Genomic DNA, 17,145 nt, shown 5'->3' on the forward strand with positions numbered 1-17,145 from the left:
TCATAAAAAATACCTCCAAAGCTAAAGTTTTTACTTTAACTTTGGGGGTATAGCTCAAAATGTCCGCTTTTTTATTCTAATGATAAATAAAAAAACTGTCATCAGTAATAGATAAAAATCTATTACCAACAACAGATATTGTAGAACCTTTTTTCGTACATCCATTTAGATAAAATAGGGTCACTTCTTCAAAGAAAATTAGAAGTATGACATTTGGGCAATCCATTTCTCGTTGGCATTTAAACTAAAAATGTTAGTAAAGAGGCTCTCGACAAATCGATTTAATTTGTCGGGAGCCTCTTTATAGATATGCTTTTTTGCTTATTGTGTCTCGTTAGTGTTGCCGTTATTATCATTGGCGTTGTTATTCCCACCATTGTCGGGGGTGGTCCCGCTGTTATCAGTCGAACTTGACGACGCAGAACTACTGCTAGAATCACCATTGCCACCATCACCACTTGGTCGTTGTTCAGATGGAGTCGATGCAGATGATTCATTTGAACTCTCAGTGCTGCTGGAGCTTTCGTTTTCTCGTGGTTGGGTGACAACTGTTGAACTTGAACTTGCACCGCTTTCAGTTGTGTAACCACTGGTTGTTTGGTTTGAGCTATTATCAGTTACCGTGCCTGGATAGCCGGCAACGTAATACTCAGTGGTCCCACCACGGTTGGTTGCCACAACGTCACTTGGTTGGGCCCAGTCAGAATTTGGTTTGTCTTCAGAAATATAGCCCATGACGTTTTTATATATTTGCTGGGCAATTGAGGTTTGTGCCGAGGTGACATAGGAATTGGCCTTAAATTGATGGTCATATCCTGTCCAGATAGCCAATGAATAATTCTTGGTATAACCAGAGAACCATGAGTCCATGGTTGACATGGCCGGGACCTTATTCAAATAGTCGTCTGGATATTGAGTCGTCCCAGTTTTACCAGCCTCATAAAGGCCAGAAACCTTTGCCGCAGTGCCGGAACCGGCTGAATCTGTCATGACGCCTTTAAGCATATTGGTGATCATGAAGGCAGTCGCCGGGGACATCGCCCGTTTGCCGGCTTGACGATACTTATGGCTGACACCGTTAACTTGAACGATCTTGTTGATTAGATAAGGCTTGTAGTAGGTTCCACCATTAGCGAATGCAGCGTATGATGCTGCCAATTGTTCGGAGGAAATGTAGAGGCCAATGCCGTTTTGAATTTCCAGGGGTTTACTAAACGACATCCCCAAGTTTTTCAAAAAGGTGGTGGCTTTTGGCACGCCGACATTTTCAAGGGTTCGAATTGCCGGAATATTTCGTGATTCAACCAGGGCTTTTCTCATGGTAATGGTGCCTTGGTACTTGTTGTCAAAATCATAGACCGATTTGTCGGTTCCGGGATAGACATATGGCGTATCCTTTACTGGTTGGTAAGTCGGGTATTTGAGATACTGAATTGCCGGACCGTAATCCATAATTGGCTTCGCGGTCGACCCGGAAGACCTGCCAGTCTGGACAGCGCGATTTAAGCCGAAAGCCACCTTGGTTTTCCGGCCGCCTTGCATGGCAACCACTTTGCCGTTATTGACATTGACAACCGTTGCGCCAACTTGGAAGCGGTTGTTGGGGTAAGCAATTGTCGGATCGTTATTGCTGACTTGGTAAAGTTTCTTTTGAGCATTCATATCCAAATTCGTATAAACTTTCAAACCGCTATTTGGTTTGTAGCCTTTATCTTCAAGTTCCTCAATGGCTTGTTTTAAATAAGAATCAATATATTTGGAAGTTTTTTCAGAGGTTCGTGCTTTTGCATGAGTTGCGGAGAGATGGGCTTTGACACTCGTGCTTTTAGCAGCCTGGGCCTGGGATTCGGTAATGTCTTTGGTCTTAACCATTGCATCAAGCACTTCGTTTCGACGTTTAGAAGCGTATTGTGGGTACTTGTAAGGATTGTATAATGTCGGTGATTGCGGCATCCCAGCCAATAAGGCAAACTCTGGTAAAGTTAAGTGATCGAGTGTCTTATTGTAGTAATATTCTGCAGCTGTCTGCATACCGTACACACCGTTGCCCATATAAACTTTGTTAATATAGAATTCCAAAATTTGGCTCTTACTATAGCGATTTTCTACTTTGATCGCCAGCCAGGCCTCCTGAGCTTTTCGCTTAAAGGTTCGGTCGCTGGCAGCCGTTGAAAAGACTGACAGCTTGACCAATTGCTGGGTAAGGGTACTTCCGCCCTGAAGGCCCAGAGAAGACCCGGTTAAATTTGAAATTGCTGCACCAGCAATTCGAATCGGGTCAACGCCGTGGTGTTTGTAGAAACGGCGGTCTTCAATGGACACGACCGCCTCTTTGAGCGTCTTTGGGATATTTTTAGATTTGACGTAATCACGATTCTGGCTTCCGAGGCGTGAAATAACTGCGCCGTTAGCATCGTAGAATTTCGTGGAGTTGTCACTGGTCAATGCAGAACGGGTAATTCGAGGTGCACTTGAAGCGTAGTACGTAAACAGGCCGGCGCCAAAAAGAAATAGGACACCAACCAGGATTAAAGCCCATTTGAGAATTCGACGATACGGACCTTTCTTATGGGTGTTGCTAAACTGTCGTCCGCGCCGAACTTCAGCACGTGAGTTTCTAGGATTGTTCTGTGACATAGCCTTCTCCTTCGTAACTTATTCGATGAAAGAATCAACCGCTTGAAGATAGGGTAATAATGGATTAATTCTGTATTGAATCAAAAAGCCCTCTTGTTCAATGACTTTCCTGGGAATGGATTTCCGACCGCCAGTTCTTTGCGCATCCCAATAGGCAATCAGATCAGTGGCCTTGAGAACATAGACTGCCTGGTCTGACATAAATTTGATGATCGCAAAGCAGATGCCCTGCTGGCTCAAACATTGCCGCATATGTTCAACTTGATGCTCATGAAAATTTTTGAGTGGAAACGACTGCTTATTCTTCGTTTCTTTGGCATCAAAGTCAACGTATTTTCCACGATACACACCATTGTAGTCGGTGGTCGAAGCACGACGAAAATAAGCTTCCTTGATTCTGGCAGCACTTCTCTTAGGATAGTCAACAGAAACAATCTGAATTGGCGTCGGCTTTTTATGAATCACCGCAATCCCTTCACGAAGGTAGTACTGATTGCTTTTGTTGATTTCATCCTCTAAGGTCATTCCGCGATTTGAGAAGTTAATCGAATCATTGTGGGTACCGGAAGAAGTCGGCTGCTCATGAAACTGGTTTCCATTCGGGTATCTGATAGTCATTAAACGTTAGCTTCCTTTTTTGTGAATAGTTATATTGTACTTCATTTAACTTAATAATAACCACAATAATGTTATTATACCAAGTGGAGTCTCCATTTAAAATATTTAATTGTTAGGGTGATATCATGAGCCGCTTGTGGGTAACCGGCTATCGAAGCTATGAGTTAGGAATTTTTAAAGATGACGATCCGAAGCGAAAAGTCATTGATCAGGTGTTAAAAAATGAAATTGGTCAAGCAATTGTTGATGGAATGGACTGGTTAATTTCCGGTGGACAACTGGGAATTGAGCAGTGGTCCTTGGAGATGGCATTGAACCTAAAAGATACTTATCCAGGCGAATTTCAGACGTCAATGATGCTGCCGTTTGCTGAGTTTGGCAATAACTGGAACGAGAATAATCAGACCAAACTACAGACGTTAAAAGCCAAAGTTGATTTTTCGGCGTCTGTATCTGATAAACCGTACCAATCCCCTCAACAGTTAAGAAATTACCAAGAATTCATGCTTAGCCACACGGATCAGGCATTATTGATATATGATTTAGATAATCCAGGGAAATTGCAATACGATTATGATCAAATAAAAAGATTTGCCGACAGCCATCCATATCCGTATAAGCTGATTACTTTCGACGATTTACAAAGCGCTGCGGATGAATATCAGGAAAACTTGAATAATAGTGTTCAAGATGACTAATTTATGATATTATTTTAGTTGGTTTGTTGCAAATAGTGAGGTGTAACCCATAAATGGAAAACATTAATTATACTCCGAAGGATATTCTTCAAAAGGAATTCAAGCAAAAGATGCGTGGCTATGATCCAAATGACGTCGACGGTTTTTTAGACGACGTCATCAAAGATTATGAAACCTTCAACAAAGAACTCCAGTCCCTCAGTGATGAAAATGAGCGACTAAAAGTCCAAGTCGATGAATTGAACAAGCAGATTGCGGTATCCGGTTCCCAGCCAATGCCATCTAGTGGCAGCGCTGCACCAACCAGAAGCGTTCCCAGTCAGCCAATGTCAAGCGCCACTAACATGGATATTTTAAAGCGCCTTTCCAACCTTGAAAGACGAGTATTCGGATCACAACTTGATAATAATACCAATGATTCACACAGGCTTTAATGCTTGCATATAACTAATATGGTGTAAATTCTGAGTAATTGCGGTCGTCTTTATGGCGGCTGAGGAAAGTCCATTCTCGCACGGGCTGCGATGCCCGTAGTGTTCGTGCTCGGTGAAAAAATAAGCCGGGGGACTCTTTGTGAGTTACGGCGGATATTAAAGCTAAGGCTTGCTATGCTTTAATTCCCTAAGGTGCCACAGTGACGAACAGTATTGGAAACGGTACTGATGGAACGCGGTAAACCCCTCGAGCGGGAAACCCAAACTTTTGGTAGGGGAGCTTCACACACGGTAAATGAACCAAGTGTGGGGGAGAAGTATTTCGATATTTCTCAGATAGATGATTACTACTTGTTATATCGTCCTGGGATGTAATAAGCACAAAACATGGCTTATAGGGATTTACACCAAACAGGTTGAGTGGGAGCTTGCTCCCACTTTTTTGTTACCCAGAAAATGCAGAAGAGGGATAAAATGAAATTTAATTTAATGGCCACTTGTGCCGCCGGAATTGAAGCCTTAGTTGGCAAAGAAATGCGAGATTTAGGATACGACGTTCAGGTTGAAAATGGGCGGGTTCGCTTCGAAGGCAATGAAGAAGATATTATTAAGACCAATCTATGGTTGAGAACTGCAGATCGGATTAAAATTATTGTTGACGAATTTGATGCTCAGACCTTTGATGAATTATTTGAACAAACAACGGCAATTGCCTGGGATAAACTACTACCAATGGATGCCGCATTCCCAGTTGAAGGCCGTTCACGAAACTCTAAGCTCCACAGTGTTCCCGACTCTCAAGCAATCGTCAAAAAGGCAATTGTCAACGAGTTGAGCACAGCTTATCATCGTCACACACGTCTCCCAGAATCCGGAGCTGAATTTCCGCTGGAAGTGGCAATTAATAAAGATCACGTCATGCTAACCATGGACACCACCGGTTCCAGTCTTTTTAAACGGGGGTATCGGATTGAAAAAGGGTCTGCACCGCTTAAGGAAAACATGGCGGCAGCTTTAGTGATGCTAACCAGCTGGTATCCGGATATGCCATTTCTAGACCCATTCTGTGGTTCTGGGACAATCCCAATTGAGGCGGCAATAATCGGGCGCAACATTGCGCCTGGTTTTAATCGCGATTTCATCTGTGAGCAATGGCCATGGGTCGATAACGATATGGTCCAAAAGGTCCGCGACGAAGCGGATGCTAAAGCCGATTATGACATTGAACTTGATATTTCCGCCAGCGATATTGATGGTAATATGATTGAAATTTCAAAGCGAAACGCAGAAGAAGCTGGTTTACTGGCCGATATTTCATTCAAACAATTGGCAGTCGCGGACTTTAAAACCGATAAGGTCAACGGTGTGATTGTCGGTAACCCACCCTATGGGCAACGAATGAGTGATGAGGAACATGCACACGCCTTATACAAGCAAATGGGCAAAGTCTTTAATCCACTCACCAGCTGGTCCAAATACTTTTTGACGTCAGATCTCGACTTCGAAAAATATTATGGTGCCAAAGCAACAAAACGGCGCAAACTCTATAATGGTTCTATAAGGACGGACTATTTTCAGTTTTGGGGCAAAAAAGTTCGAGATTTACGCAAATTGGACCAAATCAGCAGCAAATAAGCCGAAATATATGCTAAAATGAGAACAACTTGGTGAAAAGAAGTGGGTAGATGGTTAAACAGGTCGCAATTATTGGCGGCGGAATTGTTGGCGCAACGGCCGCGTTTTATTTGAGTTTTCTACAAGGCAATGAAAATATTCATGTGACATTATTTGATGAGGGTACTGGACAAGCCACTAAAGCGGCTGCCGGTATTATTTCGCCATGGCTGTCAAAGCGCAGAAACAAGCGCTGGTATGCGTTGGCAAAACGAGGGGCAGAGTTGTACCCAACCCTCGTTCATGATGCACAGTTAAGCACTCAGGCCTATCAACAGACTGGTACAATTGTCACTCGAAAGAACCATGATGACTTATTGGCACTTTATCACGAGGCTAAGATCAAGGAGCAGCATACCTCAGCAATGGGGCAAGTCGAATTACTAAGCGCTGAAGCCGTGAAACGGCGGCTGCCACTGCTCACGGATGCTCCGGAAGGCATTTTTGTCAGTGGTGGCGCACGAATTGATGGCGGCCACTTTGTCTCAGAATTGCTTAAAAGAGCCTCTGACAACAACTTGCTTATCAAGCACGAACGGGTTTCCTTAACCCAAAATGGTGACCTTCACACGTCAGAGGGGCAAAAACATTTTGATACGGTGATTATTGCCACTGGTGCTTGGATGCACGAGTCACTCCAGCCATTGGGGTTGAACGTAAAAGTCCGACCACAGAAAGGCCAATTAATCGATTTAACGGTCAAAATGCCCCACAAATGGCAAAATATGCCAGTGATGATGCCAGAAGGGAGTAGTGACATTATTCCGTTTAATGGCGGTAAATTGGTGATTGGGGCAACCCATGAGAATGATGAAGGGTTTGATTTAAGTCCTCAACCTGCTGCAAAACAACAATTGTTGGATAATGCCAGCGTGTTTATCAACACACTAACGGCTGCCCAAGTAAGTGACATGCGGGTAGGCACAAGAGCTTACACCGAAGATTTTGCCCCCTTCTTTGGAGCAGTTCCTGCCCAGCCCAACTATCTGATTGGAGGTGGGCTGGGGTCCTCAGGATTGACCCCTGGACCAATGATTGGCTATTTTCTTGCTCAGGCAGTGTTTGGAAGGGAAATCACCCATTGGCAGGATTACACGTTGCCGGTCAGTCAGTACGTTGATTAGATTGAATGTAGTGCTTGAAGAGCCAATGTGTGTGCACCCATGTTTTGATTGTCTGGAATCCACGTGTTGACCACGGTCGTAAACTGATTTTGGAGTCCCAGCAGTTTGTCGAGGTCATTCTCAAAATGCTTGGCGTATTGTTTATTAAGACTGTCAATGACGATTTTGCTGTCGGTATTGAAAAAAATCAGGTCGTTTGGATCAATCTGCAGGTTGATCAGTTTTTCAAATCCGGCAATCGCCGCAATGAATTCAGCATCGTGATTGTCAGTTGGTTGAATCACTTTGTTGAGCTGAAGCTGCTTGCCATTGTTGACAATTAGGATACCGATCGCGGTGTGCCCGGTGTGCTGATTGACGGCTGCGTCTGTATATAGTTTAATCATGTTATTCACACTTTCTTTAAGGAGTTTATTTATGATAAGCCAAAAGCGTCACTTCTTTTATCAACCAAGCCCATTAAGCAGTATTATTTGTTGGAGTTGGACCTTTGTCGTCTTTTTCATTGGCGTGATTATCTGGCTGGAGATTACGCATTTTCAGTGGATTACCTTATTTTTCTTCGTGTTGTTCGCGGTGATTGTCTGGGCAGAAATTCATTTTCGCAGTATTCACGTCTACGATCACAAGTTTGTCGTCAGTCGAATTACCAATCCGCATTGGCTCACGGTGGATTTGGATCAGATTTCACACATTCAGACCTCTAAATACCAACTGGCCTTTGTTGCCAACACGAAGATATACAGTTTCATTTTACCGGCCAATTCCGTTATTGAAATAAAAGAATTGATTTCCAACAAATAATTACTGGTCCGTTGTCAGTTGCGTATTATTTAGGAGGGTTATAATCATTATGAAGAGCGATGTTGAAATTTCCCAAGAAACTGTTATGGAACCAATTACGAAAGTTGCCGGAAAAATTGGTATTTCTGAAGACCAAATTGAACAATATGGTCAGTATAAAGCAAAAATCAATTTTGACCCAACCACTGAAAAGGCAAATGGCAAGCTTATTTTGGTCACTTCCATTAATCCGACGGCGGCCGGTGAGGGTAAAACCACCGTTACAGTTGGATTGGGAGATGCTTTCAACGAATTACATAAAAAAGTTGTCCTTGCATTACGGGAGCCATCCTTGGGACCTGTGATGGGTATGAAGGGCGGCGCCACCGGCGGGGGGTATGCCCAGGTTGTTCCAATGGATGACATCAACCTACATTTCACGGGTGACTTTGATGCTTTAACTGAAGCCAATAACACGCTGGCAGCCTTAATTGACAACCATATTCAGCACGGGAATCAATTGAATATTGATCCTCGCCAAATCACTTGGAAGCGTGTGATGGATGTTAACGATCGAGAACTGCGGCAGGTTGTCATCGGTCTCGGCGGCAGAACTTCAGGTGTTCCACGTCAAGACGGTTTTGACATTACCGTTGCCAGTGAATTAATGGCCATACTGTGTCTGGCAACCAGTTTACCTGACTTGAAGCAACGGATTAGTCGGATGTTGATTGGCTATACTTACGGTCGCCAACCGGTAACCGTGGCCGATCTACACGTTCAAGGGGCACTTACGCTACTGCTCAAGGACGCGATTAAACCGAACCTGGTTCAAACAATTGAGCATACACCGGCTTTCATTCATGGTGGCCCGTTTGCTAACATTGCCCATGGGTGCAACAGTATCTTGGCAACCCAAGCGGCCCTGCATTTTGGCGATTATGCGATTACCGAGGCTGGCTTCGGATCAGATTTGGGTGCGGAGAAGTTCATGGATATTGTCACGCCACGCCTGAATCAGCGTCCTGACTGCGTCGTGGTCGTTGCCACAGTCCGGGCATTGAAGCTCAATGGCGGTGCGGATAAGCACGAATTGAACATCGAAAATCTTGACGCACTCAAACAGGGAGTTGTGAACTTGAAACGCCACGTTGAAGGGATGCAGCAGTATGGCAAGCCAGTGGTTGTGGCAATCAATAAGTTTGCGACTGACACTGAGGATGAATTGGCTTACTTACAAAACTACGTCTCAAATGATCTGAAAGTCACTGGGACAATTATTAACAGTTGGGCGAAAGGCGGTAAGGGGGCCATCGACCTCGCTAAAGATGTCATCAAAGCTTGTGATCAGCCGGCGGAATTTCATGAATTGTACAATGATGAGGACTCAATTGAAGACAAAATGACCAAAATTGTGACCAGAATCTATGGTGGCGATGGGATTGAATTTTCCGCTAAAGCCAAAACTGCGTTAAAACGCATTAAAAAATTGGGTTATGATCAACTACCAGTCTGCATGGCGAAAACCCAGTACTCATTTACAGATAATGCCAAGCTGCTGGGAGCACCCGAGAACTTTAAAATTCACGTCTCGGATTTACAATTAAAACTAGGCGCTGGCTTCATTGTCGCCTTGACCGGAAAAATCTTGACGATGCCAGGGCTGCCAACTCACCCCGCAGCACTTGATATGGATATTGATGAACAGGGCCGAATTAGCGGACTGTTCTAAAAGGGAGCGTTTATTTTGCCAGTACTTTACGTTATCGGGATCATTGCTTTAATCGCGATTGATCAGTTTGTTAAGCACCTCGTGGTGGTCAGCCTCGCTTTGGGCGGCTCATTTTCAGTGATCGATGGCATTTTGTCGATTACCAGAATCAATAATACCGGTGCAGCATGGAGTATTTTATCTGGTCATCAATTTATTTTTGTGATTATCGCCATTTTCGCAGCAATCCTAGTTTTCTATTTCATCGTCCAGTACTGGGCGAATATGCCGTATCGAATCGGGCTGGGGCTACTGTTAGCAGGCACGCTAGGGAATGTCATTGATCGGATTTTGAATAATCACGTGGTTGATATGTTTCAGCTGGACTTTATCAATTTTCCAATTTTCAACTGTGCTGATATGTACCTGACATTTGGAATCTTGATTTTGGCCATCGCGATTATCCGCGAAAGCTGATGAAGGGGAAAATTATTTTGAAAGACTACATCATCACTGAACAGACCGGACGATTAGACAAAGTCATCTCCGAACTTGATCCTTCCATCAGCCGTTCACGGGCAAAAATGTTAATCGATGAGCATCACCTGACAGTTAATGGTGAGCCCGCTAAACCAAAGTACAAAGTAAAGCAGGGGGATAAAATTCAGATTGCGGAAATAAAGCCCACCCCGATCAGTCTTGAACCGGAAAATATTCCGCTTGATATTGTCTATGAAGATGCGGATGTGATTGTCGTTAATAAACCCCAGGGAATGGTCGTGCATCCTTCTGTCGGTCACCCTGACCACACACTGGTGAATGCATTGTTATACCATAGCCCGCTTTCAACAATTAATGGTGAGTTTCGGCCCGGAATCGTTCATCGAATTGACAAAGACACTTCGGGATTGTTAATGGTTGCCAAAAATGACGCGGCTCATCAGTTCTTATCACAGCAATTGAAAGCTCAAAAGAATCTGCGAAAATATGTTGCCCTCGTTCATGGCCGCATTAAAGAAGATTCAGGGGTGGTAAATGCACCAATTGGCCGCTCACCAAAGGATCGAAAAAAACAAGCAGTTGTCTCAGATGGGAGAAGTGCCGTCACTCACTTTGAGGTGTTGGAGCGCTTCTCCGATTACACCCTGGTTGCTTGTCGACTGGAAACCGGTAGAACCCATCAAATTCGGGTTCACATGAAATATATCGGCCATCCGATCGTGGGTGACCCCTTGTATGGGCCGCGAAAGACCATCCACGGGAACGGGCAATTTTTACATGCGCAGGAATTAGGGTTTGAACACCCGCGGACTCACGAATTAATGATCTTTTCAGCACCATTACCACCAATATTTGAACAAACACTTAATCATTTACGATTAAACAACGCTCTCGGATCTTGACAATCGGGCGCTGTTTTCATATTCTGAAGTGGTATAGCATTTTAATGCAATCACCAGGAACAAACGTTACTCAATTAAGGAGCTTTTACTAATGGGAAAGATAATACTAGACAAAATGGCTATGCAGCGGTCCTTAACCAGAATTACGTACGAAATCGTTGAAAAAAATAAGGGTGTTGAAGATTTAGTCTTAATTGGCATCAAGACTCGAGGAATCTTTTTAGCCAACCGAATTGCTGATCGGCTCCAACAATTGGAAAATGTGTCGATTCCTGTTGGTGAGTTGGATATTACAAACTATCGTGATGACATCGAACACGATGCCATGAGTAGTGACGTCAAAATGTCCAATAATAAGATTAACTTTTCTATTGAAGGCAAGCGGGTTATTTTGGTCGATGATGTTTTATATACTGGCCGAACGGTTCGTGCTGCCCTTTCTGCAGTGATGGACTTGGGCCGACCAAAGAGTATCAATTTAGCCGTTTTGGTTGATCGGGGTCACCGAGAACTACCAATTCGCGCTGATTTTGTCGGCAAAAACATCCCTAGTTCTCAAAAAGAAAAGATTAAGGTCTATGTATCAGAAATTGATGACAAGGATGCTGTTGAACTCATCAAATAATTCTCATTGCGAGGAGTCAGCATGACGGAAAGATATTTAATTTTAGAAGATGGATCCGCGTATGCTGGAAAGGCATTCGGATCATTAGCAACCACCACCGGTGAAATTGTTGCCAATTCAACAATGAACGGTTATCAAGAGATCATTTCCAATCAGATTTATCATAATCAAATTATCGTTTTCACTCAATCATCCATAGGAAATACTGGGCTCGACCAGAATGCGTACGAGTCCATTTTGCCGTCCGCAAAAGGTGTCATTGTCAGAGAATATGAAAACCTGGCAACTGATCACTTTAAGCGGATTTCTTTGGATAAATATTTGAAACAGCACAAAATTCCGGGAATCTATGATGTTGACACCCGTGAAATCAGACACCATCTTCAAAAACGCGGCAACATGAAAGCCAGCATTGTCGATGTTGCCGACGATCATGCCTTTGATCAGCTGCACGCAACGGTCTTGACCAATCAGCAGGTTGCCCAAGTTGCGACTCCCAAGCCGTTTCCAAACCCGGATGAGGGCGCAAATGTGGTGGTGGTTGACTTCGGTTTAAAAAGTGGGATTCTGAGAGAATTGTCCCACCGTGACTGTAATGTGACGGTGGTGCCATGGAATTTCTCTGCGGCTCAAATTCTCGATCTTGATCCGGATGGCATTGTTTTGTCTACCGGTCCAGGTTCGCCAGAGAATTTGCCCATTTCCATACTGGACATGATTACCGATGTTCAATCACAGGCACCCTTATTTGCGATGGGGCTGGGCCATGAACTGTTTGCACTGGCGAATGGTGCCAAAATTTCCCAACTAACCGTTGAACATCACGGTAGTAATCATCCAATTCGTGAAATTATCACGAATGAGATCTTTTTCTCAGGACAAGAACAGGGGTATGCCGTTGATCCCAAATCTATTGACCATGCCAAGCTATTTATTACGCATATTGACTTAGTCAATGGAACCGTCCAAGGCCTCAGACACCGAGATTATCCGGCATTTTCTGTCCAATTTTCTCCTGATGGCGCGCCAGGGCCTAAGGACAGCGTCGGCCTGTTTGATGACTTTATGGAAATCATGGCAAGAAGAAGGGACAGCAATGACGATCGATATTAACAAAATTCTCCTACTCGGCGGCGGCCCAACTAACATTGGCCATGAAAACGAGCTTGATGCGGCAGCTTTCGAGCGTTTGATGGCGCTCAAAAAGACCGGAGCGAAGATTATTTACGTGGATAACAACCCATTTTCAGTCACAACTGAGGAAATTCAACCGGCCAATGTGTACGTCCAAGCCGTTAATTTTCAAAATATTGTCAATATTATCGATAAAGAAAATCCCGATGCCATAATGGCAACAACGGGTGGGCTGAATGGCATGCAAATTGCCTGGCAGCTTGCTGAAAGCGGCGTCTTGGCTTCTAACAACATTTCTCTTTTAGGCATTAAACCGGCTGATTTGCGGAAGGTCATGGACAATCAGAAGTTGCGTGATACGCTGACTGAAATTAACGAAAAAGTGATTGCCTCAAAGATTGTCGCTGATGATGATGAAGCCATGGACTTTGTCCGCGAAGTCGGCTTCCCAGTGATTGTCAAACCAATGTCATCAAGTCATGATACCAGCCGGTTTATTTGTAATAATACCGACGAATTGGAGGATGCTCTGGATGTCAGTTTTAAGCGGACATACATCAAGCGCTGTTCAATTGAACAAAGCATCGTCGGCTACAAAGAAATCGAAATGGTTGGTATCCGTGATGAAAGTGGTAATAAGCTGTTGGTTTCAGGGATGGAAGATATGGACCCCATTGGGATTCATTCGGGTGATTCAATTATTTTTGCGCCAACTCAAACCTTGATTAATGAAGAATATCAAGCGCTTAGGTCGGCGACATTTCGAATTATGGATGCTTTGAATGTCGCGGGAACCTGTCACGTTCAATTTGCCCAGTCTCGAACGGACGCCAATTATTTTGTGACTAAGGTGAGTCCTTTTTTTACCAGAAACACAATTTTGGCTGCTAAGGCAACCGGGTATCCCTTAACCTACGTTTCAAGCTTTCTCGAACTAGGTTACAATCTAACCGAAATCAAATTGCCAAGTCAATACAATAAATTTTTGCCATTTATGGAACCAACGATGGACCACGTGGTGGTTAAGATTCCATTGTGGCCGTTTAGAGATATTACGGACGTCGACCAGCATCTGAATACTTTAATGAAGTCTGTCGGGTCGACAATTGGCATTGGCCGAACGGTTGAGGAAGCGATCATTAAGGCCATGCACAGCTCCCAATTTTCACCTCGGGATATTCTTCCAAGTGTGTCAACAGTCAACGATGATGAGGTGATTAATCAGTTAATCCACCCGTTGGCAAGCCGCGTGTTAATTCTGATGGAAGCCTTGCGAAGAGGATTCTCAATCGATGAGTTGTCTGAACTGACACAAATTGATCGTTTCTATTTCTACAAACTGAATCAACTATTGAGAGCTCAAGATTTTGTTGTGAACAATCCATTGTCGCCGCAATCCATCGAAATTGGCCATAAATATGGCTTTGGCGACGGTATGCTGGCTGAATTATGGCAAGTTAATATCTCAAAAATTCAACAGTTGAACGAAAACTACGAGAATCACGTGACTTATAAGGCAGTTGAGCCAAGCGCCGGGGAGATGCTGGAATCCACGAATATTTTTTACAGCAGTTATGAATTGGAAAACGAGAGTCGACCATTCGAAGAAAAGAGTGCCTTGGTGATTGGCCGTGGTGGCAACCAGCTCGGACCAAATTCAGCGGCCGATTACTATACCTCACAGATTTTAAGGGCGCTTCACAAATCGGGTTATAAAACAATCATCATGAATACTAATCCGAATGCAGTGTCACTAACCCCTCAGCTAAGTGATAAACAGTATATTGAACCAATTCAACTCGGCAATATTCTAAATATTATTAATTTAGAGAAACCGGATGTTGTCATTCTGCCCGGCAATCGGCATTACTTGTCTAAACAACTCAAACAGTTCCCAAATCTTGACATCATCGTGTTGCCGCCAGATCAGAAAGTTGCCACCTACAATCAAAAATATGCAACAACCGCGGTCGATCTCTTTATCGAAGGGAACAAAATTTTACCCGTTACAACAATCTCGTTTGTTGGTAAAGATCAGCGGACAGATTTGCGATTTATTAACGATTATAAAGAACCGATGGATAATTGGCAATCTGATGAAACTCAGTTGATTGCCGATGCCACCAAAAAAGTGGATACCGGGCAATGGCAAGGATTGGTGCAGGTCTTGTACAATACAACTGGAGATTCTCAGTACGAAATGACCGGAATTCGACCTGTTCGGATTACTGAAACCGCTTTTCTAACTAAAACCACCGGTATCAATTGGGTGACCGTTTTAGTTCGTAAATACCTTAAAACATTAGATATGAATGCGCTGCGAGAAGATTTAAAGCCATCTGAGCACAAGCGTTCATCAATCATGACGGCCCATTTTCCATTTAGAGAGCTTCAGTCGAGTCGGATTGAAGGAACCACCAAACAAGAAGTTGGTTCCTCATTCTCATTCAAGAATTTTGAATAAGTTACAAAAATGTCAGGACAAAGTGAATGTCCCGACATTTTTTTATATTGCTATAACATAACCACTCATTACGCCACAGACTTATTTTTTCATCTGATCAATTAAGCCTTCATCAGGCGTAACAAATAGTGTGGTTTGATTATCGTAGATGACATACCCCGGTTTGGTCCCATTAGGCTTGCGAATATTCTTGACTTTTGTGTAGTCAACTTGGACTTTGGCCGATCCACGGGCCTTGGAGAAATAAGCGGCCAAATTAGCGGCTTCTGCCAAGGCTTTCTCGGAGGGGTCAAAACTTCTGATAATAACGTGAGACCCAGGAATATTTTTGGTGTGCAGCCAAGTGTCGCGCTTATCGGCCGTATGCATCGTCAATTTTTCGTTCTGTAAGTTATTCTTCCCAACTAAAATTTCAGTTCCATCGCTGGCGACAAACTTTTCTGGGTGATTAATTTTTTGACGTTTATTTTTCTTCTTTTTGTTCTGCTCATGGTCACGGAGATAGTGGCCTTGCTCCAATTCGTATTTGATATCGATCAGGTCTTTTGGGTCAGCCAATTCAATTTGTGATTGAATATTTTCAAAGTAGTCAATTTCTTGTTTGGTGAGCGTTATTTGTTCGCCAACGAATTGAACGGCGTTCTTCAGCTTTTGGTATTTTTTGAAATAACGCTGAGCATTTTGTGAAGGGGATTGTTGATTGGAAAGCTGGATGTTAATCAGTTTATTTTCATCATAGTAATTAGGTAGTTCAATACTGGTCATTCCCCGTTGGACGTCGTTGAGATAGGTTGTTAAGATTTCACCCTTAACACGGTAATCATCGGCATTTTCGGTTTCCTTCATATCCCGCTGAAGTTTTTTAAGCTTTGTCCGATTCTTCTTCAGTTGCTTTTTGACAACTTGAATTAGCACCGCACCTTGTTCTCTGACTCGGTCTCGTTGCGCTTTGCTGGCATAAAAAGCATCCAGCAATTCACTCAATGTTGAGAAAATTTGATTTTTAGTTGTACCTGGATACGGAAATGCGGTAAAATTAATCTTGTTACCTGCAATATGGCTAAAGGTTGGCTCTGGTGAGTCGAATTTTTGGAAGAAATCCTTAAAATTAGTCTCAACTTTCTCGTCTTTATGCAAACTAGTTGCTAATGCCAAGGACGTGTCATTGCCCAATCCCTGGATCGTCTTCCGCAAATTTTCAGCCAAGACGTCCACATTCGGAAAATCTTTGATTAATTGGTGAACCTGATCAAAGTCAGTCAAGGTAAATGGGTTTTCCAAGTCCTGCTTCGGGGGTTTGATATATGTCGCACCCGGCAGCAGCAGTCGATACCGGTTAACATCAGATCCTACATGTTTAATGGCGTCAACAATCTTGCCGGTTGCTTGTTCGACTAAGATAATATTACTATGACGAGCCATAATTTCGACGACCAAGTCTAATTTTGTCTGATCGCCCAGCTCATTTCGTGCCGTGAAGGTTAAGGTCAACACCCGGTCATTTTCCTGTTGGGAAATATCGGTCAAAATCCCACCGCTGAGGTGTTTACGGACGATCATTGTAAAATTCGTCGGCACACTGGGATTGACGTAGGGAACCTTGGTAATCTGTACCCGAGCATACGTGGGATTGGCAGATAGCAAGAGCTGTTGATTCTTCCCGTGAGCTCGGATTGTTAATATGAGTTCATTCGGATAGGGTTGATTAATTTTGCTGATTCTGCCAGTTTGCAGCAGGTCTGTTAGTTCATTTTTCATAGAATGGGTAAAAGAACCATCAAATGACATCTTATCACTCACTTTCGTATAAGTAGCATGTACTAGTATAGCGCACTTTCCT

At 43.5% G+C, this 17,145-nt stretch carries 15 protein-coding genes and 1 other RNA gene; 12 read left to right on the top strand and 4 right to left on the bottom strand.

Going from position 1 to position 17,145, the window contains the following annotated elements:
* Positions 1 to 321 precede the first annotated feature (321 nt).
* The gene (locus tag LPKJCM_RS07745; RefSeq protein ID WP_057963166.1) at positions 322 to 2,637 is read right to left on the bottom strand and encodes a PBP1A family penicillin-binding protein; all 2,316 of its coding nucleotides are present in this window, start codon (positions 2,635 to 2,637) and stop codon (positions 322 to 324) included.
* Positions 2,638 to 2,655: 18 nt separating this feature from the next.
* Entirely contained in the window at positions 2,656 to 3,255 is a 600-nt protein-coding gene (gene recU, locus LPKJCM_RS07750) for a Holliday junction resolvase RecU (RefSeq protein ID WP_057963165.1), read from the bottom strand.
* Positions 3,256 to 3,380: 125 nt separating this feature from the next.
* Here recU and LPKJCM_RS07755 point away from each other — a divergent pair, with 125 nt between their 5' ends.
* The 5 genes from LPKJCM_RS07755 to LPKJCM_RS07775 all read left to right on the top strand — a co-directional run bounded on the left by LPKJCM_RS07755 (position 3,381) and on the right by LPKJCM_RS07775 (position 7,185).
* On the top strand, positions 3,381 to 3,953 hold the full coding sequence (locus tag LPKJCM_RS07755; protein ID WP_057963164.1) for an SLOG family protein: 573 nt from the start codon (positions 3,381 to 3,383) through the stop codon (positions 3,951 to 3,953).
* 53 nt (positions 3,954 to 4,006) lie between these two features.
* On the top strand, positions 4,007 to 4,387 hold the full coding sequence (gene gpsB, locus LPKJCM_RS07760) for a cell division regulator GpsB (RefSeq protein WP_057963163.1): 381 nt from the start codon (positions 4,007 to 4,009) through the stop codon (positions 4,385 to 4,387).
* Between the two features lie 26 nt (positions 4,388 to 4,413).
* Positions 4,414 to 4,787: RNase P RNA component class B (gene rnpB, locus LPKJCM_RS07765), an RNA gene on the top strand.
* 74 nt (positions 4,788 to 4,861) lie between these two features.
* The gene (locus LPKJCM_RS07770) at positions 4,862 to 6,022 is read left to right on the top strand and encodes a THUMP domain-containing class I SAM-dependent RNA methyltransferase (RefSeq protein ID WP_057963162.1); all 1,161 of its coding nucleotides are present in this window, start codon (positions 4,862 to 4,864) and stop codon (positions 6,020 to 6,022) included.
* Between the two features lie 50 nt (positions 6,023 to 6,072).
* Positions 6,073 to 7,185, top strand: a complete 1,113-nt coding sequence (locus LPKJCM_RS07775; protein ID WP_057963161.1) for an NAD(P)/FAD-dependent oxidoreductase — start codon at positions 6,073 to 6,075, stop codon at positions 7,183 to 7,185.
* Here the strand turns inward: LPKJCM_RS07775 and LPKJCM_RS07780 are convergent.
* On the bottom strand, positions 7,182 to 7,571 hold the full coding sequence (locus LPKJCM_RS07780) for a ribonuclease HI family protein (RefSeq protein WP_057963160.1): 390 nt from the start codon (positions 7,569 to 7,571) through the stop codon (positions 7,182 to 7,184). The genes LPKJCM_RS07775 and LPKJCM_RS07780 overlap by 4 nt on opposite strands.
* A 31-nt stretch (positions 7,572 to 7,602) precedes the next feature.
* Here LPKJCM_RS07780 and LPKJCM_RS07785 point away from each other — a divergent pair, with 31 nt between their 5' ends.
* The 7 genes from LPKJCM_RS07785 (at position 7,603) to LPKJCM_RS07815 (ending at position 15,305) form a co-directional block, all read left to right on the top strand.
* Positions 7,603 to 7,989 carry an EbsA family protein gene (locus LPKJCM_RS07785; protein ID WP_057963159.1) on the top strand — a complete coding sequence of 129 codons (387 nt, stop codon included), beginning with the start codon at positions 7,603 to 7,605 and terminating at the stop codon, positions 7,987 to 7,989.
* Positions 7,990 to 8,038: 49 nt separating this feature from the next.
* Positions 8,039 to 9,700 carry a formate--tetrahydrofolate ligase gene (locus tag LPKJCM_RS07790; RefSeq protein ID WP_057963158.1) on the top strand — a complete coding sequence of 554 codons (1,662 nt, stop codon included), beginning with the start codon at positions 8,039 to 8,041 and terminating at the stop codon, positions 9,698 to 9,700.
* A 15-nt stretch (positions 9,701 to 9,715) separates the two neighbouring features.
* Positions 9,716 to 10,156: a signal peptidase II gene (gene lspA, locus LPKJCM_RS07795; protein WP_057963157.1), complete on the top strand. Its 441-nt coding sequence runs from the start codon at positions 9,716 to 9,718 to the stop codon at positions 10,154 to 10,156.
* Positions 10,156 to 11,082, top strand: coding sequence for an RluA family pseudouridine synthase (locus LPKJCM_RS07800; protein WP_404819209.1), 927 nt, complete (start codon positions 10,156 to 10,158; stop codon positions 11,080 to 11,082). Before lspA ends, LPKJCM_RS07800 begins: the two co-directional genes overlap by 1 nt.
* Positions 11,083 to 11,173: 91 nt before the next feature.
* Positions 11,174 to 11,707 carry a bifunctional pyr operon transcriptional regulator/uracil phosphoribosyltransferase PyrR gene (pyrR, locus tag LPKJCM_RS07805; protein WP_057963155.1) on the top strand — a complete coding sequence of 178 codons (534 nt, stop codon included), beginning with the start codon at positions 11,174 to 11,176 and terminating at the stop codon, positions 11,705 to 11,707.
* A gap of 21 nt (positions 11,708 to 11,728) precedes the next feature.
* Positions 11,729 to 12,820 (top strand): carbamoyl phosphate synthase small subunit, encoded by a 1,092-nt coding sequence (locus tag LPKJCM_RS07810; protein ID WP_057963154.1) that lies wholly within the window; start codon positions 11,729 to 11,731, stop codon positions 12,818 to 12,820.
* Positions 12,804 to 15,305, top strand: coding sequence for a carbamoyl phosphate synthase preATP-grasp domain-containing protein (locus tag LPKJCM_RS07815; RefSeq protein WP_057963153.1), 2,502 nt, complete (start codon positions 12,804 to 12,806; stop codon positions 15,303 to 15,305). The genes LPKJCM_RS07810 and LPKJCM_RS07815 overlap by 17 nt, the downstream gene beginning before the upstream one ends.
* Positions 15,306 to 15,386: 81 nt before the next feature.
* Here LPKJCM_RS07815 and LPKJCM_RS07820 read toward each other — a convergent pair whose 3' ends face one another.
* Positions 15,387 to 17,093: an NFACT RNA binding domain-containing protein gene (locus LPKJCM_RS07820; protein ID WP_057963152.1), complete on the bottom strand. Its 1,707-nt coding sequence runs from the start codon at positions 17,091 to 17,093 to the stop codon at positions 15,387 to 15,389.
* Positions 17,094 to 17,145 lie beyond the last annotated feature (52 nt).

This window comes from Lentilactobacillus parakefiri (assembly GCF_002157585.1).
GTDB lineage: Bacteria > Bacillota > Bacilli > Lactobacillales > Lactobacillaceae > Lentilactobacillus > Lentilactobacillus parakefiri.

What these genes read in the sequence shown, in the direction of transcription:
- LPKJCM_RS07745 (WP_057963166.1), bottom strand. Translation starts at nt 2,637, where the DNA reads ATGTCACAGAACAATCCTAGAAACTCACGTGCTGAAGTTCGGCGCGGA.
- recU (WP_057963165.1), bottom strand. Translation starts at nt 3,255, where the DNA reads ATGACTATCAGATACCCGAATGGAAACCAGTTTCATGAGCAGCCGACT.
- LPKJCM_RS07755 (WP_057963164.1), top strand. Translation starts at nt 3,381, where the DNA reads ATGAGCCGCTTGTGGGTAACCGGCTATCGAAGCTATGAGTTAGGAATT.
- gpsB (WP_057963163.1), top strand. Translation starts at nt 4,007, where the DNA reads ATGGAAAACATTAATTATACTCCGAAGGATATTCTTCAAAAGGAATTC.
- LPKJCM_RS07770 (WP_057963162.1), top strand. Translation starts at nt 4,862, where the DNA reads ATGAAATTTAATTTAATGGCCACTTGTGCCGCCGGAATTGAAGCCTTA.
- LPKJCM_RS07775 (WP_057963161.1), top strand. Translation starts at nt 6,073, where the DNA reads ATGGTTAAACAGGTCGCAATTATTGGCGGCGGAATTGTTGGCGCAACG.
- LPKJCM_RS07780 (WP_057963160.1), bottom strand. Translation starts at nt 7,571, where the DNA reads ATGATTAAACTATATACAGACGCAGCCGTCAATCAGCACACCGGGCAC.
- LPKJCM_RS07785 (WP_057963159.1), top strand. Translation starts at nt 7,603, where the DNA reads ATGATAAGCCAAAAGCGTCACTTCTTTTATCAACCAAGCCCATTAAGC.
- LPKJCM_RS07790 (WP_057963158.1), top strand. Translation starts at nt 8,039, where the DNA reads ATGAAGAGCGATGTTGAAATTTCCCAAGAAACTGTTATGGAACCAATT.
- LPKJCM_RS07800 (WP_404819209.1), top strand. Translation starts at nt 10,156, where the DNA reads ATGAAGGGGAAAATTATTTTGAAAGACTACATCATCACTGAACAGACC.
- pyrR (WP_057963155.1), top strand. Translation starts at nt 11,174, where the DNA reads ATGGGAAAGATAATACTAGACAAAATGGCTATGCAGCGGTCCTTAACC.
- LPKJCM_RS07810 (WP_057963154.1), top strand. Translation starts at nt 11,729, where the DNA reads ATGACGGAAAGATATTTAATTTTAGAAGATGGATCCGCGTATGCTGGA.
- LPKJCM_RS07815 (WP_057963153.1), top strand. Translation starts at nt 12,804, where the DNA reads ATGACGATCGATATTAACAAAATTCTCCTACTCGGCGGCGGCCCAACT.
- LPKJCM_RS07820 (WP_057963152.1), bottom strand. Translation starts at nt 17,093, where the DNA reads ATGTCATTTGATGGTTCTTTTACCCATTCTATGAAAAATGAACTAACA.